General features: G+C 67.4%; 12 protein-coding genes, 1 pseudogene and 1 riboswitch. Of the genes and pseudogenes, 12 read left to right on the forward strand and 1 reads right to left on the reverse strand.

From position 1 onward, the window contains the following. Positions 1-673 precede the first annotated feature (673 nt). The 3 genes from VGP60_RS23780 to VGP60_RS23790 all read left to right on the forward strand — a co-directional run bounded on the left by VGP60_RS23780 (position 674) and on the right by VGP60_RS23790 (position 3,339). On the forward strand, positions 674-997 hold the full coding sequence (locus VGP60_RS23780; RefSeq protein WP_327550279.1) for a PadR family transcriptional regulator: 324 nt from the start codon (positions 674-676) through the stop codon (positions 995-997). Next, complete coding sequence (locus VGP60_RS23785; RefSeq protein WP_327550280.1) at positions 994-2,232, forward strand: DUF1700 domain-containing protein; 1,239 nt, start codon at positions 994-996, stop codon at positions 2,230-2,232. Before VGP60_RS23780 ends, VGP60_RS23785 begins: the two co-directional genes overlap by 4 nt. A 141-nt stretch (positions 2,233-2,373) precedes the next feature. Beyond that, complete coding sequence (locus VGP60_RS23790; RefSeq protein WP_327550288.1) at positions 2,374-3,339, forward strand: alpha/beta fold hydrolase; 966 nt, start codon at positions 2,374-2,376, stop codon at positions 3,337-3,339. A gap of 17 nt (positions 3,340-3,356) precedes the next feature. Here the strand turns inward: VGP60_RS23790 and VGP60_RS23795 are convergent, their stop codons facing one another. After that, complete coding sequence (locus tag VGP60_RS23795; protein WP_327550281.1) at positions 3,357-3,878, reverse strand: general stress protein; 522 nt, start codon at positions 3,876-3,878, stop codon at positions 3,357-3,359. 237 nt (positions 3,879-4,115) lie between these two features. On the opposite strand from VGP60_RS23795, the gene VGP60_RS23800 reads away from it, so the two are divergent. The 9 genes and pseudogenes from VGP60_RS23800 to VGP60_RS23840 all read left to right on the forward strand — a co-directional run. Then, positions 4,116-5,492: a glutamine synthetase family protein gene (locus VGP60_RS23800; protein ID WP_327550282.1), complete on the forward strand. Its 1,377-nt coding sequence runs from the start codon at positions 4,116-4,118 to the stop codon at positions 5,490-5,492. After that, positions 5,473-6,192 carry a gamma-glutamyl-gamma-aminobutyrate hydrolase family protein gene (locus tag VGP60_RS23805; protein ID WP_327550289.1) on the forward strand — a complete coding sequence of 240 codons (720 nt, stop codon included), beginning with the start codon at positions 5,473-5,475 and terminating at the stop codon, positions 6,190-6,192. Before VGP60_RS23800 ends, VGP60_RS23805 begins: the two co-directional genes overlap by 20 nt. Then, entirely contained in the window at positions 6,189-7,553 is a 1,365-nt protein-coding gene (locus VGP60_RS23810) for an aldehyde dehydrogenase family protein (protein WP_327550283.1), read from the forward strand. Before VGP60_RS23805 ends, VGP60_RS23810 begins: the two co-directional genes overlap by 4 nt. Positions 7,554-7,560: 7 nt before the next feature. Continuing rightward, a complete protein-coding gene (locus tag VGP60_RS23815) occupies positions 7,561-8,325 on the forward strand; it encodes a 3-oxoacyl-ACP reductase (protein ID WP_327550284.1) in 765 nt (254 codons plus the stop codon). A 159-nt stretch (positions 8,326-8,484) separates the two neighbouring features. Further along, positions 8,485-8,576: riboswitch (glycine riboswitch) on the forward strand. A 151-nt stretch (positions 8,577-8,727) separates the two neighbouring features. Beyond that, positions 8,728-11,559 (forward strand): aminomethyl-transferring glycine dehydrogenase, encoded by a 2,832-nt coding sequence (gene gcvP / locus VGP60_RS23820; protein WP_327550290.1) that lies wholly within the window; start codon positions 8,728-8,730, stop codon positions 11,557-11,559. Between the two features lie 5 nt (positions 11,560-11,564). Beyond that, positions 11,565-12,680, forward strand: a complete 1,116-nt coding sequence (gene gcvT, locus VGP60_RS23825; RefSeq protein WP_327550285.1) for a glycine cleavage system aminomethyltransferase GcvT — start codon at positions 11,565-11,567, stop codon at positions 12,678-12,680. Next, on the forward strand, positions 12,677-13,051 hold the full coding sequence (gene gcvH / locus VGP60_RS23830) for a glycine cleavage system protein GcvH (RefSeq protein WP_327550286.1): 375 nt from the start codon (positions 12,677-12,679) through the stop codon (positions 13,049-13,051). The genes gcvT and gcvH overlap by 4 nt, the downstream gene beginning before the upstream one ends. Positions 13,052-13,053: 2 nt before the next feature. Next, positions 13,054-14,325, forward strand: a complete 1,272-nt coding sequence (gene glyA, locus VGP60_RS23835) for a serine hydroxymethyltransferase (RefSeq protein WP_327550287.1) — start codon at positions 13,054-13,056, stop codon at positions 14,323-14,325. Then, positions 14,322-14,562: pseudogene (locus VGP60_RS23840) on the forward strand (lipoyl synthase); the annotation flags it as partial. The gene glyA and the pseudogene VGP60_RS23840, both read left to right, overlap by 4 nt.

Below are 14,562 nucleotides of genomic sequence, written 5' to 3' on the forward strand. Positions count from 1 at the left end.
TGGGGGCGTCGAGTGCCCCCAACGCCGCTTTGGGGTAATCCTGCGGCACGCCGACCGCGGTCGGTGGCCTGGTCGGCAGGCGAAGGCGTGCCCGCCGACGGTCTGGCGGCGGACTCAGCCGTCGCAAGGAGCGACCGCGCCTGTCGAGCCGACAGCGCAGTAGCCGGGATTGTTCCGCAGCCATTCCTCCGTTTGTCGTTTCACGTCATCGCTGCTGAGCCCGCGAGCGACGTTGACGCAGCTCCCTGTCTCGCACTTGGCTCCTGTCTCGGGATCGAAGCACTGGTTTTCGTCTTTGACGCAGGCTGCGCGCGAACGGCTGCTCGTGTGCGTCTTCGGCGCGGGCGTCCGTGATGTCGTGGATGTTGCCGCGGCCGGCGCTGTCGTTACGGAAGTCACGACCGTCGACACTGTGGTCGCGGGAGCAGGTGTGCGAGCGGCCGAACTCGGAGTCGGGGTCCGCAACTCGCCCGAGCATGATGTCAGCGCGAGCACGAGAATCGGCATCAGGGCGATCGTCAGGGTGCGCTTCACGTGGGCACTTCCTCGAAGGATGTGTTTCCCACCCAGTCGAGACGGTCAAGTAGTTCGTTACGTCGCGACACGGAGGGGTCCGCTGTGCGCACTACTGCGCATAGCGTGGTAGCTTTCAGTGCGTAAGACTGGAGGGCAAGTGGAGATCAGTCAGCTACTCAAGGGTGTGCTCGATCTCGCCGTCCTCGCGGTGCTCCGTGAGGAAGACGGCTACGGCTACGACGTACTGCGTCGGCTGAGACAGGCGGGCTTGGACGAAGTGGGGGACGCGTCGGTGTACGGGACGCTGCGGAGGTTGTACAAGGCGGGCCTGCTGACTTCGTACGTCGTGCCGAGCGAAGAGGGTCCGCATCGCAAGTACTACAGCTTGAACGAGCCGGGGGGCCGGCGTCTCGTCGAATCGGCGCAGACATGGCAGGCCTTCGCCTCGACGATGAACGGTCTGGTGGGAGAGGCAGCATGAGTACTCAGAGTCCGGCCGCGGTCCGGGTTTATCTGGCCAGGGTCAGGAGTGCCCTGACCGATCTTCCGGCCGCCGAGGTCGAGGAAATCCTGGAGGACGTCCGTCCTCATATGACCGAGATCGCCGAGGAGATCGGCGAGGACGCCAGGGTCGAGGCGTTGATCGAGAAGCTGGGGACACCGGAGGCTTACGCCGCCGAACTCCGCGCGGCGGGGGACTATCCGCCTCCGTCGGCGACACTGCCACCGGGCACGCCCGGTGGCAGGGCCAAGAGCAAAACCTTCGCGCCGAGGCTCGCGTTGTGGAGTCTGGTGGCGGCCATCGTCGGGGTGGGGATCACCGGGTTCGCCGTCGGTGTCGAACTGAGCGCCGACGTGCTGCTCGTGTTCGTCATCCTCGGGCCGGTCCTGGTGCTCAGCGCCTGGTACGTGGCCAACGCCGGGCTCGACACGCTGGCCGAGCTGCCCGAGGTGCGCAAGCTGCGTTCGTCGTTCGGCAGCTTCGCCAGTGGCAGCGGCACCAAGGTCGTCGGCTACTTCCGGTCGCTTCAGCCGGCTTGGTGGCTCGTCTGCGCGGTGCTGCTGGTGCTGCTCGGCCTGCTTCTGGTGGTGGCGCGGACCCGCGGGCTGCTCGCGCTCCCGCTGTTCGCGGCGGCGGCCGTGGCGGCGGTGTGGTTCGGGCCGAAGACCAAGGGGGACAAGCGGTTGCTCTGGCTGAGCCTGCCGATTTCCGCCTTCGTCATCGGGAGCATGCTGGGGCTCTTGGGGTACCAGATGGATCGGCTGGTCGGCCGCAACTACTACGGTTCGTCGCCCAGCTACTCCACCTCCAATACGACGTCGGACGGTAAGCCGGATCTGTACTACGGCACCAACAATCTCGACAACGTCTACGTGTTCGACGCGCAGGGCAAACCGCTCACCGACGTGCTGCTCTACGACGAAAAGGGCCGTCCGCTCACCGTGCCGCGGTACGGTTGCGAACCCCGGTCGGGCACGCAGATGAAGCTCGGCGAGGACAACAGGTTCCCGCGTCCGCAGATCAAACAGGGCGCGGTGGACGAGTACGGCGTCTACGACGGGTACAACGCGGGCCGGGCGGCCTGCCGCGAAGACGCCGAAGTGCCGTTCAGCGTGGCGATCCCGAAGGGCACCCAGCCCCCGTCGACGACATCCACGCCGTCGGCGCCGGCCACGCCCCCTCCGCCATCTACTGCCACCACGCCGACAGGCTAGGTGGGGCCCGAACTGGCGGGCGGGAGGTCGGGGCTCGCCCGCCAGTTCACTTATCGTCGGCGCAACACGCCCGCAATGTCGCGGTGGTCTCCTGAGCAGGTGCGCCCACAGCAGCAAACCGGCGGACCTGCGCTGACGGGGATCGATTCGGACACCTTCGACCTGCGGACCCAGGTCATCCACGGGTACGAACGCGCTTATCGCCTGGCGGGACGCGGGCCCGCGGTGCTGTTCATCCACGGCATCGGCGACGACTCGTCGACGTGGCTGGACGTGCTGGCGTCGCTGGCCGGCGACTTCACGGTCATCGCGCCGGACCTGCTCGGCCACGGCGGTTCGGCCAAACCGCGCGCCGACTACTCGGTCGCCGCGTACGCGTGCGGGATGCGCGATCTGCTGGCCACCCTGGAGATCGAGCGCGTCAGCGTGGTCGGGCATTCACTGGGTGGCGGTGTCGCGATGCAGTTCGCCTACCAGTTCCCAGAGCTGTGCGAACGGCTAGTGCTCGTCGGCTCCGGCGGCCTCGGGCCCGGGGTGCACCCGCTGTTGCGGCTGGCCGCGGCGCCGGGAGCGGGCCTGATGCTGCCGCTGATCGGCACCTTGCCGGTCCGGGCCGCGCTCAGGGGCTTCGGCGGGATCCTGCGGCTGACCGGCGGGATCGGCCTCGGTTCGGATCTGGACTACGTCGTCGCGAAGTACGTCCGGCTGGTCGAATCCACCTCGCGTCAGGCGTTCCTGCGGACGCTGCGCTCGGTCGTCGACTGGCGCGGCCAGGTGGTGAACATGCTCGACAGGTGCTACCTGACCGAGGGGATCCCGACGATGCTGGTCTGGGGCACACAAGACCACGTGGTGCCGAGTCCGCACGCGAGACTCGCGCACGAGGCGATGCCGAGCAGTCGCCTGGAGATCTTCGAAGATGCCGGACATTTCCCCCATCGGAGTGATCCTCAGCGGTTCCTGAAGATCCTCCGGGAATTCCTCGCCGAGACGCATCCGGCTCGTCACGACGTCCGACGCTGGCGTGGGCTGCTGCGTTCCGGCAGCAGGCCACGGCTCAGTGATCGGGAAGCTCTCGACCGTTCGACGATCTCGAGCGGTACTTAGTTGTCAAACAAGCACGGTTACCTGGCGAACGCGCTCTTCGCGGCCAAGTCCGCGAGCAGCTCGCGTCCCTTCTCGGCAGTGCGCGGCTGGGAGAGAACGTCGTAGCGACGCGCGACCAGTTGGCTCTGCGAGATGAAGCTGCGCTTGTTCTTGTTCGCCGCGTACCCGAGCGCGCCGAACAGCAGGTTGAACGCGATACCCGCGACGACACCGATCACGATCGGCAGCGCGCCGGCGTTCGGCGTGAAGAACGTCAGCATCAACCCCAGGAACAGGCCGAACCAGGCGCCGGACATCGCCGAGCTGGTCAGGACCTTGCTCCAGCTCATCTTGCCGGCGATCCGCTCGACGAGCATCGGCTCGACGCCGACGATCGTGACGTCGGTGACCGGGAAGTCGCTGCCCGCGAGGTGGTCGACGGCCTTCTGAGCGTCCTCGTACGATTCGTAGGAGCCGATCGGCCATCCGCTGGGCAGCGTAGGGAGCTGCGGCCTCGCTTGGGGCTGAGTGAATGCGGTCCGTTGGAATGCTGTGGTCATTCGTCTCACCTCTCTTACTCGGCTTAACGTACGCGAGGGGTCAGAACGTCCCGTAATGCCGCCTTTCACATGAAACTCTCAGCAGCGGAACGCCGACAGACGGAAGGGTATGGCTCAATGGAACTGAAACATACCTTTAAAGGTTGACGGCTGGCAGGCGTACAGGTAAAAAGTAGCCACAAAGGATCTGGTTCGATCCTTTAAATGGAAGGCCCTGACATGGAGGGACAGGCTTCGATGGCACCCAGGAGAGGCATGCTCACGCTGGACGGGCTGCGCGAGCTGATCGAAGACGGCACCATCGACACCGTCCTCGTGGCGATCACCGACATGCAGGGCAGGCTGCAGGGCAAACGCTGTGCCGCCGAGTACTTCCTCAACGAGGTCGTGCCGCACGCCACCGAGGCCTGCAACTACCTGCTCGCCGTCGACGTCGACATGAACACCGTCGACGGTTACGCGATGTCCTCCTGGAACAGCGGCTACGGCGACTTCGTCCTCAAGCCCGATTTCAGCACCCTGCGCCTGGTGCCATGGCAGGAGGGCACCGCGATGGTGCTCGCCGACATCGAAAAGGTCGAAGGCGGCACGGTCGCCGAGTCGCCGCGTCAGATCCTGCGCAAGCAGCTCGACAGGCTCGCCGAGCGCGGCCTCGGCGCGTACGTCGGCACCGAGCTGGAGTTCCTCCTCTTCGACGACTCCTACGAGGCCGCCTGGGACCGCCGCTACCAGGACCTCATGCCGTCGAACCAGTACAACGTCGACTATTCGCTGATGGGCACCGCGCGCGTCGAGCCGCTGCTCCGGCGGATCCGCAACGACATGACCGGCGCCGGGTTGTATGTCGAGTCCGCGAAGGGCGAGTGCAACCCCGGCCAGCACGAGATCGCCTTCCGCTACGCCGACGCACTGTCCACTTGCGACAATCACAGCATCTACAAGAACGGCTCGAAGGAGATCGCCGCGCAGGAGGGCCAGAGCCTCACCTTCATGGCGAAGTACAACGAGCGCGAGGGCAACTCCTGCCATATCCACATCAGCCTGCGCTCGACCGACGGCGAGGCCGTGCTGGCCGGTGACGAGCTCGGCGGGTTCTCGAAGATGTTCGAGCACTTCCTCGCCGGGCAGCTGGCGAGCCTGCGTGAGCTGACGTACTTCCTGGCACCGCATATCAACTCGTACAAGCGTTTCGTACCAGGCAGTTTCGCGCCGACGACGGTCGCATGGGGCACGGACAACCGCACCTGCGCGCTGCGCGTCGTCGGCCACGGCGAGTCGCTGCGCGTGGAGAACCGCGTGCCCGGCGGCGACGTCAACCAATATCTCGCGGTGGCCGCGCTCATCGCCGCCGGGCTGAACGGCATCGACAACGAGCTGCCGCTGGAGCCCGAGTTCCACGGCAACGCCTACGACGCCGGCACGAGCGGCGAGAAACCGACCGTGCCGACCACCCTGCGCGAGGCCGCGGCGCTGTTCGGCGAGAGCAAACTGGCCCGCGAGGCCTTCGGCGACGACGTCGTCGAGCACTACTTGAACGCCGCGCGCATCGAGGTCTCCGCCTTCGACGCCGCCGTCACCGATTGGGAGCGTGTCCGTGGTTTTGAGCGGCTCTAAGCCCCTCATCGGGCTTACGACCTATCTCGAACCCGCGCGGTTCGGTGTCTGGGACACAGAAACGGCGTTGCTGCACGGCGTGTACGTCGACAGCGTCGTGCGAGCCGGTGGGGTGCCCGTGATGGTGCCGCCGGTCGGTGCCGGGTACGCCGAGCTGGTGTCCGCTTTGGACGCTCTGGTGCTGACCGGCGGCGCGGACATCGAACCTTCGCGGTACGGCCAGGAACCGCACGAGAAGACTTACATCCGGCCGTCTCGGGACGCCTTCGAATTCGGTCTGCTGGACGCCGCGTTGTCGGCCGGGCTGCCGGTGCTGGGCGTGTGCCGGGGGATGCAGGTGCTGAACGTCGCCTTCGGCGGGACGTTGACGCAGCATCTCCCGGAGGCCATCGGCAGCGCCGAGCACCAGCCAGCGCTGGCGACTTTCGGGACCAGCACAGTGGGGCTGGCCGAGGGGAGCCGCGCGTCGGCGATCCTCGGGCCCGAGATCAAGTGCCACTGCTATCACCACCAGGCCGTGGATGTCTTGGGCCGTGGGCTCGAAGCGGTGGGCTGGTCGGCAGACGGCCTGGTCGAAGCCCTCGAATTGCCTGGTGACGCGTTTGTGCTCGGCGTCCAGTGGCATCCCGAGCAGGACCTCGACGACCGACGACTTTTCGCCGCGCTCGTAGCGGCAGCACGCGAGAAAGGCAGCTCATGACAGTGTTTTCCGTGATCAACCCCGCCACCGAGGAAGTGGTGAGGTCGGTCGCGTCGACGTCGGCGGAAGAGACGGACGCCGCGATCGCGCGGGCGCAGGCGGCGTTCCCGGCCTGGCGTGCGGTTACCCCCGGCGATCGCGCGAAGCTCCTGCGCCGGTTCGCCGCCGCCGTCGACGCCGACATCGAGAACCTCGCGCAGCTCGAGGTCACGAACTCCGGTCACACCATCGGCAACGCGCGCTGGGAAGCGGGCAACGTCCGTGACGTGCTGAACTACTACTCGGCCGCGCCGGAACGCCTGTTCGGCAAGCAGATCCCGGTGCCGGGCGGGGTGAACATGACCTTCGCCGAGCCGCTCGGGGTCGTCGGCGTGATCGTGCCGTGGAACTTCCCGATGCCGATCGCGGGCTGGGGCTTCGCGCCCGCGCTGGCGGCCGGGAACACCGTGGTGCTGAAGCCAGCCGAGCTGACGCCGTTGACCGCGATCCGGCTCGGTGAGCTGGCTCGTGAAGCCGGTATCCCCGAAGATGTGTTCCAGGTGCTGCCGGGCAAGGGATCCGTTGTCGGGCAACGGTTCGTGGACCACCCCGCGGTGCGGAAGATCGTGTTCACCGGGTCGACCGAGGTCGGCAAGCAGATCATGGCCGGGTGCGCCGCGCAGGTGAAGCGGGTGACGCTGGAGCTGGGCGGGAAGAACGCGAACATCGTCTTCGCCGATTCCGATCTGGAGAAGGCCGCGGCCACCGCGCCTTACGGTGTGTTCGACAACGCCGGTCAGGACTGCTGCGCGCGGTCGCTGATCCTGGTGCAGGCGTCGGTGTACGACCGGTTCATGGAGCTGCTGGAACCCGCGGTCAAGGGCGTTGTCGTCGGGGATCCCGGCAGCGACAAGACCGAGATGGGACCGTTGATTTCGGCGCAGCACAAGCAAAAGGTGTCCTCGTACCTGTCGGACGACGCTCCGGTCGCGTTCCGGGGCACCGCGCCCGAGGGCTCGGGCTTCTGGTTCCCGCCGACGGTCGTCACCCCGCCGAACCTGCAGGACCCGCTGGCGTCCGACGAGATCTTCGGGCCGGTGGTCGCCGTCGTCCCCTTCGCGGAGGAAGCCGACGCGGTGAACATGGCCAACCACACCGAATACGGGCTGTCCGGATCGATCTGGACGCGCGATGTCGGGCGTGCGCTGCGGGTGTCACGCGGGGTCGAGGCGGGGAACCTGTCGGTCAACTCGCATTCGTCGGTGCGGTACTGGGCGCCGTTCGGCGGTTTCAAGCAGTCCGGCTTGGGCCGGGAACTCGGGCCGGACGCAGTCGACGCGTTCACCGAGACCAAAAACGTCTTTATCAGCACGGAGGACTGAGGAAAACATGCAGCGTTTTGAAGGCCGCGTAGCGGTGATCACCGGCGGCGCCAGCGGTATCGGCCTCGCGACCGCGCGTCGGCTCGCGAGCGAGGGCGCGAAGATCGTGATCGCCGACGTCTCCGAAGGACCGGGCAAGGCCGCCGCGGACGAGGTCGACGGCCTGTTCGTGCAGACGGACGTCACCGACGAGGAGCAGGTCAAGGCGCTGTTCCAGGCGGCTGTCGACACGTACGGGTCGCTGGATGTCGCGTTCAACAACGCCGGGATCTCGCCGCCCGACGACGACTCGATCCTGACCACCGGGCTCGAGGCGTGGCAGCGGGTGCAGCAGGTGAACCTGACTTCGGTGTTCCTGTGCTGCAAGTACGCGATCCCGCACATGCAGGCGCAGGGCAAGGGCTCGATCATCAACACGGCGTCGTTCGTCGCGGTGATGGGGGCGGCGACTTCGCAGATCTCGTACACCGCGTCGAAGGGCGGGGTGCTGTCGATGAGCCGCGAGCTCGGCGTGCAGTTCGCGCGTGAGGGGATCCGGGTCAACGCGCTGTGCCCGGGGCCGGTGAACACGCCGCTGCTCAAGGAGCTCTTCGCGAAGGACCCCGAGCGCGCTGCCCGTCGCCTGGTGCACGTCCCGGTCGGCCGGTTCGCCGAGCCCGACGAGATCGCCGGTGCCGTGGCCTTCCTCGCGAGCGACGACGCTTCGTTCATCACCGCTTCGCAGTTCCTGGTCGACGGCGGCATCTCCGGCGCCTACGTCACGCCCCTCTAGTTCGCCATCTGTCGACAGATGGCGATAGTTGCGGACGCGGGGTATCACGAGATGTCGACATCTCGTGATACCCCGAAGTGAAGTCGCTCTCGGCGAGGTGGACGGGGAAGTGCCTGGCCAGGTACGGTGCGCGTGAGACAACTGAAGACAGGGCCGTTACGAGCTGGAGCGGGAGAGCATCGTGTAGGTGGCGATGCACCGAAGGAGCAAACTCCCCGGAATCTCTCAGGTACAACTACCGCTTCGAGCCAGGCCACTCTGGAAAGCAGGCGCACCCGCGTCTCACCCAAGGTGAAAGCCGCTGCTCTGCGAATTACAGACAGTGGTGAAGCTCTCAGGTGCCATGACAGAGGGGGAGTTCCCAGCGCACGGGTCTGCCCGGCGCCTGACCGAGGAGCTCCCCTGACCAGCTCTCCTTTTGCCGTGCGTCACATCGGCCCGTCGGACTCCGAGCAGGCCAAGATGCTCGCCGAGTGTGGCTATCCCAGTCTTGAAGCGATGGTCGAAGCCGCTGTCCCGACGGCGATTCGCGCCACCCGCGAGCTCCAGCTCCCGCCCGCCGCGTCCGAAGAGGAAGCCACCGCCGAGCTGCGTAAGCTCGCCGCCCTCAACAAGCCCATGGTCCAGATGATCGGCCTCGGCTACAGCGACACCTTCACGCCCGCGGTCATCCGCCGCAACGTGCTCGAGAGCCCGGCCTGGTACACGGCGTACACGCCCTACCAACCAGAGATCTCACAGGGACGCCTCGAAGCGCTCCTCAACTTCCAGACCATGGTCGCGGAGCTCACCGGCCTGACCACCGCGAACGCCTCGCTCCTCGACGAGTCGACGGCCGTCGCCGAGGCCGTCATGCTGATGCGCCGCGCGTCGAAGTCCAAGTCGAACACCGTCGTCCTCGACGCCGAGTGCCTGCCGCAGACCATCGCCGTGGTCCGCACGCGCGCCGAGGCCGTTGGCATCGACGTCGAGGTCCGCGACTTGCTCACCGGTCTGCCCGAGGACTTCTTCGGCGTGGTCGTCCAGTACCCGGGCGCCTCGGGCGTGCTGCGTGGCGTCGGCTTCTACCGCGCGATTTCCGAGTCGGCCAGGAAGGCCGGCGCGCTTTACACCGCCGCCGCCGACCTGCTCGCGCTCACCGTCATCACCGCTCCCGGCGAGTTCGGCGCGGACATCGCCGCCGGCGCGACGCAGCGTTTCGGCGTCCCGCTCGGCTACGGCGGCCCGCACGCCGGGTACATGTCGGTCCGCGCGGGCCTCGAGCGTTCGCTGCCCGGCCGCCTGGTCGGCGTGTCCGTCGACGCCGCGGGCAACCCCGCGTACCGCCTCGCGCTGCAGACCCGTGAGCAGCACATTCGCCGCGAGAAGGCGACGTCCAACATCTGCACCGCGCAGGTCCTCCCGGCCGTCCTCGCCGGGATGTACGCGGTTTACCACGGCCCCGACGGCCTCAAGCGCATCGCGAACCGCGTCCACGGTCTCGCGACCGGCCTCGCCGCGGCACTCACCGCCGGTGGCGTCGAGATCGTCCACGACGCCTTCTTCGACACCGTCGTCGCGCGCGTCCCGGGCACCGCCGCCGAGATCCACGCGGCGGCCCGCGAAAGCGGCATCAACCTGGGCCACATCGACGCCGACCATGTCCGCGTCGCCTGCGACGAGGTCACCACACCCGAGCTCCTCACCAAGGTGCTCGCCGCGTTCGGCGTCGACGGCGAGATCGAAATCGGTGCGGCTCTGCCGCTGGACCTCGCCCGCGACACCGACTTCCTCACGCACGAGGTGTTCCAGTCGCACCGCAGCGAGACGTCCATGCTGCGCTATCTCCGCCACCTGAGCGACCTCGACTACGCGCTCGACCGCGGCATGATCCCGCTCGGTTCCTGCACGATGAAGCTGAACGCCACCACCGAGATGGAGCCGATCAGCTGGCCGGAGTTCGCGGGCATCCACCCGTTCGCGCCGCGTGAGGACGCCGAGGGCTACCGCGTGCTCGTCGACCAGCTGTCCGGCTGGCTCGCCGAGGTCACCGGCTACGACAAGGTTTCCCTGCAGCCCAACGCGGGCAGCCAGGGCGAGCTCGCCGGTCTGCTCGCGATCCGCGCGTACCACCGCGCGAACGGCGACACCCAGCGCGAGGTCTGCCTGATCCCGTCGTCCGCGCACGGCACCAACGCCGCGTCCGCGGTGCTCGCCGGGATGCGCGTGGTCGTCGTCGCCTGCACCAACGACGGCAACGTCGACCTCGAAGACCTTCAGTCCAAAGTGGACTCCAACAAAGACGTTCTCGCCGCGATCATGGTCACCTACCCGTCCACGCACGGCGTCTACGAGAACGGCATCGACGAGATCGCCCGGATCGTGCACGCGGGCGGCGGCCAGGTCTACGTCGACGGCGCGAACCTCAACGCGCTGCTCGGCCTCGCCAAGCCCGGTGAGTTCGGCGGCGACGTCTCGCACCTGAACCTGCACAAGACGTTCTGCATCCCGCACGGCGGTGGCGGCCCCGGCGTCGGCCCGGTCGCGGTCCGCGCGCACCTCGCGCCCTACCTGCCGAACCACCCGCTCAACGACGGCGCCGGCCCCGAAACCGGTGTCGGCCCGATCTCCGGAGCGCCGTTCGGCTCCGCGTCGATCCTGCCGATCTCCTGGGCCTACGTCCGCATGATGGGCGCGGCGGGTCTCACGACCGCGACCAAGGTCGCCGTGCTCGCCGCGAACTACGTCGCTTCGCGCCTCTCGCCGCATTACCCGGTGCTCTACACCGGACAGAGCGGGCTCGTCGCGCACGAATGCATCCTCGACTTGCGGGGTATCACCAAGGAGACGGGCGTGACCGTCGACGACGTCGCGAAGCGCCTGGTGGACTACGGATTCCACGCGCCGACGATGTCGTTTCCGGTGGCGGGCACGCTCATGGTCGAGCCGACGGAGAGCGAGGACACGCGTGAGATCGACAGGTTCTGCGACGCCATGATCGCGATCCGCGGCGAGATCGACGCCGTCGCACAGGGCCGTTGGAAGGCCGAGGAGAGCCCGCTTCGCGGCGCTCCGCACACGGCCGAGACCCTGGTCGGCGAGTGGGACCTGCCGTACGACCGCAAGCTCGCCGTCTATCCAGCGGGAGTTGACCCGAAGGCGAAATACTGGCCTCCGGTCCGCCGGATCGACGGTGCGCACGGCGACCGTAACCTTGTCTGCTCCTGCCCGCCGCTCACCGCCTACCAGGACTGAGAGTCATGGCTACCGAATCCCCTCTCCACGAGGTGCACCGGAAACTCGGCGCGCTGTTCACCGACTTCGCCGGCTGGAACATGCCGGTGCGCTATTCGAGTGAGCTCGCCGAGCACAAGGCAGTCCGCGAGGCCGCGGGCATCTTCGACCTTTCGCATATGGCGGAGATCGAGGTCACCGGCAAGCAGGCCGCCGACGTGCTCGACTACGCGCTTGTCGGCAACCTGTCCGCGGTCAAGGTCGGCCGCGCCCGGTACTCGATGCTCTGCGACGCCACCGGCGGCATCCTGGACGACCTGGTCGTCTATCGCTTGGAGGACGAGAAGTTCCTGGTCGTGGCCAACGCGGGCAACGCCGCCGTGGTCGCGGACGCGCTGGCCGAGCGGGTCGCCGGGTTCGACGCCGTGGTCACCAACCGCTCCGCCGAGGTCGCGCTCATCGCCGTCCAGGGCCCGCGGGCGACGGATATCGTCGGCGCTGTCACCGACGCCGACCTGCCGGAACTCAAGTACTACGCGAGCGTTCAGGCGAACGTGAAGGGCCCGCTTTCTGAAAAGCACAGTGTTCTTCTCGCGCGCACCGGCTATACCGGCGAAGACGGCTTCGAGCTGTACGTCCCGGCCGCGGAAGCGCCTGCCGTCTGGCAGATCCTGACCGAGGCGGGCGAGCCGCACGGCCTGCTCCCGGCCGGGCTCGCCTGCCGAGACACGCTGCGCCTCGAAGCCGGAATGCCGTTGTACGGCAACGAGTTGAGCGTCGAGCTCAGCCCGTTCCAGGCCGGCCTCGGGCGAGTCGTCAAGTTCGAGAAGGCCGGCGACTTCGTCGGCAAGGCGGAGCTGGCCAAGCGCGCCGAGACCGATGAAGCCCGCGTGCTCGTCGGCCTCAAAGGCGCCGGACGTCGTGCGCCGCGGCACGGCTACCAGGTCCTGAACGACGGCGCCGAGGTCGGCGAGGTCACCAGCGGCGCGCTTTCGCCGACGCTGGGCTACCCGATCGCGATGGCCTACCTGACGCCCGAGCTCAACGAGCCGGGTACGAAACTATCGGTGGACATCCGCGGCAAGATCGAGCCCGTCGAGGTCGTCGCCCTGCCGTTCTACAAGCGTGAAGGAATAAAGTGAGCATTCCTCAGGATTTGAGCTATACCAAGGAACACGAATGGCTGCGCGTAGCGGACGGTGTCGCGCTCGTCGGCATTACCGAGTTCGCCGCCGAAGCCCTCGGTGACATCGTGTTCGTGCAGCTCCCGGCGGTTGGCGACAAGGTCACCGCGGGCGAGGTCTGCGGCGAGATCGAGTCGACCAAGTCGGTCAGCGAGCTGTACGCGCCCGTCACCGGCGAGGTGACCGAGGTGAACGAGGCCACAGTGGACGCCCCCGAGCTCATCAACTCGGACCCGTTCGACAAAGGTTGGCTCTTCCGGGTGCGTGCAGATGACGTTCCCGAGCTGCTCGACGCCGCCGCGTACGCCGCGCTGATCCAGGAAGGCTGATCATGAGCTCGTTCAACCTCGCACTGTCCGAAGTGGACCCGGAGGTCGCCGAGGCGGTCGCCGCCGAGCTGGGCCGCCAGCAGTCCACCCTCGAGATGATCGCGTCGGAGAACTTCGCACCGGTCAGCGTGCTCGAGGCGCAGGGCTCCGTGCTCACCAACAAGTACGCCGAGGGCTACCCCGGCCGTCGTTACTACGGTGGCTGCGAGCACGTCGACGTCATCGAGCAGCTGGCGATCGATCGCGCGAAGGCGCTGTTCGGTGCCGAGCACGCCAACGTCCAGCCGCACTCCGGCGCGCAGGCCAACGCCGCCGCCATGGTCGCCGTGCTGAACCCGGGCGACACGATCCTCGGTCTCGACCTCGCGCACGGCGGTCACCTCACGCACGGCATGCGGATCAACTTCTCCGGCAAGCTCTACAACGTCGTCGCGTACCACGTCGACAAGGAAACCGGCATCGTCGACCTCGAAGAGATCGAGCGTCTCGCCAAGGAGCACAAGCCGAAGCTGATCATCGCCGGCTGGTCGGCGTACCCGCGTCAGCTCGACTTCTCGGAGTTCCGCCGGATCGCCGACGCCGTCGACGCCAAGCTCATGGTGGACATTGCGCACTTCGCCGGTCTCGTCGCCGCGGGCCTGCACCCGAACCCGGTGCCGCACGCCGACATCGTCACGACCACCACGCACAAGACGCTCGGCGGCCCGCGCGGCGGAATCATCCTCTGCCGCCAGGAGCTCGCGAAGAAGATCAACTCGGCGGTGTTCCCCGGTCAGCAAGGTGGACCGCTTGAGCACGTCATCGCCGCCAAGGCCGTCGCGCTGAAGATCGCCGCTTCCGAGGAGTTCAAGGAGCGTCAGGAGCGCGTCCTCGAAGGCGCCCGGATCCTCGCGGATCGCTTGTCGCAGAAGGACTGCTCCGACGCGGGCGTCCGAGTGCTGACCGGCGGCACCGACGTGCACCTCGTGCTCGTCGACCTCGTCAACTCCACTTTGGACGGACAACAGGCGGAGGACCGGCTCCACTCGGTCGGCATCACCGTCAACCGCAACGCCGTCCCGTTCGACCCGCGCCCGCCGATGATCACCTCGGGCCTGCGCATCGGCACTCCAGCGCTCGCGACCCGTGGGTTCGCCGCCGAGGACTTCACCGAGGTCTCCGACATCATCGCGCTCGCGCTGCGGCCGGACTTCGACGACGCCGCCAAGCAGACCCTCGGCGCCCGCGTCGAGCTGCTCGCCAAGAAGCACCCGTTGTACGCGGACCTCGGATGAGTGCTGCACCGGATGGGCGGAAGTTGTTGCGGTTAGAGGTTCGCAACGCGGAGACGCCGATTGAGAAGAAGCCGCCGTGGATCAAGACGAAGGCCAAGATGGGCCCGGAGTTCACGGAGCTGAAGGCGCTGGTCAAGCGCGAGGGCCTGCACACGGTGTGTGAGGAGGCCGGTTGTCCCAACATTTACGAGTGCTGGGAGGACCGTGAGGCCACCTTCCTCATCGGTGGGAGCCAGT

The organism is Amycolatopsis sp., assembly GCF_036008905.1.
In the GTDB taxonomy this organism is placed as follows: domain Bacteria; phylum Actinomycetota; class Actinomycetes; order Mycobacteriales; family Pseudonocardiaceae; genus Amycolatopsis.